Source organism: Sphingomonas sp. BAUL-RG-20F-R05-02 (genome assembly GCF_022662305.1).
In the GTDB taxonomy this organism is placed as follows: Bacteria; Pseudomonadota; Alphaproteobacteria; order Sphingomonadales; family Sphingomonadaceae; genus Sphingomonas.
Genome location: NZ_JAKNQH010000054.1, coordinates 1 through 1,577 on the forward strand (window position 1 = coordinate 1; position 1,577 = coordinate 1,577).

The following is a 1,577-nucleotide window of genomic DNA, read 5'->3' on the forward strand; positions in this document are numbered from 1 at the left end:
CCCGAGGCTGTGTAAAAACGCCGGAATATGGTATTAATCTGCGGGGTTTCGGGAGGCTTTGAGATGGGCCGTTTCGTAGAGTGTGCAGACCGCCGTCAGGACTTTCTGCTGCCGGCATCGCTTGATGATTACGTATCGGAGGACAACCCGGTTCGGGCCGTCGACGCCTTTATCGATGCGCTGGATTTGAAGGCGCTGGGGTTTGCCGGGATGACACCGGCTGAGACGGGGCGCCCGGCCTATCATCCGGCTACGATGCTCAAGATCTACCTTTATGGCTATCTGAATCGGGTCCAGTCGAGCCGTCGGCTCGAGCGCGAAGCCGGGCGTAATATCGAGCTGATGTGGTTGGCGGGGCGGCTGGCTCCCGACTTCAAGACGATCGCCAATTTCCGCCAGGCCAATGGCGCCGCGATCCGGGCGGTGTGCAGCCAGTTCATTGGCCTATGCCGGCAGTTGAACCTGTTCACTCGCGCGGTCGTGGCGATCGACGGCAGCAAGATGAAGGCGGTCAATAATCGCGACAAGAACTACACGGCCGCGAAAGTGCAGTCGCGGATGAAGCAGGTCCAGGACAACATCGACCGCTATCTCGAAGAGCTCGATCGCGCCGATCGGGAAGAGAGCGATATCGCCGAGCCCAAAGCGGCGCGGCTGAAGGAGAAGATCGGAAGGTTACGCGACCAGATGCGCGCCCTTGAAGCGCGGGAGGAGGAAGTTCGGCTCGCGCCCGACCAGCAGGTATCGTTGACCGATCCCGATGCTCGCGCGATGACAAGCGCGGGCCGCGGGACGAGCATAGTCGGCTATAATCTCCAGGCGGCCGTCGATGCCCAGCATCATTTGATCGTCGCGCACGAACTACTGAATATCGGAAGTGACCGCGCCCAGCTTTCGACCATGGCGGCCAAAGCCAAGCAGGCCATGGGTGTCGATGTTTTGGACGCCATCGCCGACAAAGGATACTTTAAGGGCGAAGAGATCCGAGCCTGCGAGGGCATCGGCGTAACCGCCTTCGTACCGAGGCCGCTGACGTCAGGTGCTAAAGCGCGGGGTCGCTTCGGTAAACAGGACTTCGTCTATGTGGAGCAGGAGAACATCTATCGATGCCCTGCCGGCGAGCGGCTGATCTATCGCTACACGTCGGTCGAGGCCGACATGACGCTCCATAGCTATTGGACGTCGAACTGCCAGACCTGCGCCCTGCATGACCAATGTACGACCGGCAAGGAGCGGCGGATCAAGCGATGGGAACATGAAGCCGTCGTCGAAGCGATGGGCCGGCGCCTCGATCGCAAGCCAGAAGCGATGCGAATCCGCCGGCAAACGGTAGAGCATCCGTTCGGCACGCTCAAAGCCTGGATGGGATCGACGCACTTCCTCATGAAAACTTTGAAAAACGTCAGAACGGAGGTCAGCCTCCACATCCTGGCCTATAACCTCAAAAGGCTGATCGCGATCTTCGGCGTCCAGCCACTGATCGCAGCAATGCAGACCTGAGGGGCGACGCTTGCCTCGCTAACGCGCCGCCCTGAAACCACTCGCTTGGCCCTGCGAGCGCGTTTTTACACGGCCTG

General features: G+C 60.3%; 1 protein-coding gene. It reads left to right on the top strand.

The window, feature by feature from the left end; all coding sequences use genetic code 11:
- Positions 1-63 precede the first annotated feature (63 nt).
- On the top strand, positions 64-1,500 hold the full coding sequence (locus L8F97_RS22375) for an IS1182 family transposase (protein WP_242154943.1): 1,437 nt from the start codon (positions 64-66) through the stop codon (positions 1,498-1,500).
- The last annotated feature ends 77 nt before the right edge of the window (positions 1,501-1,577 follow it).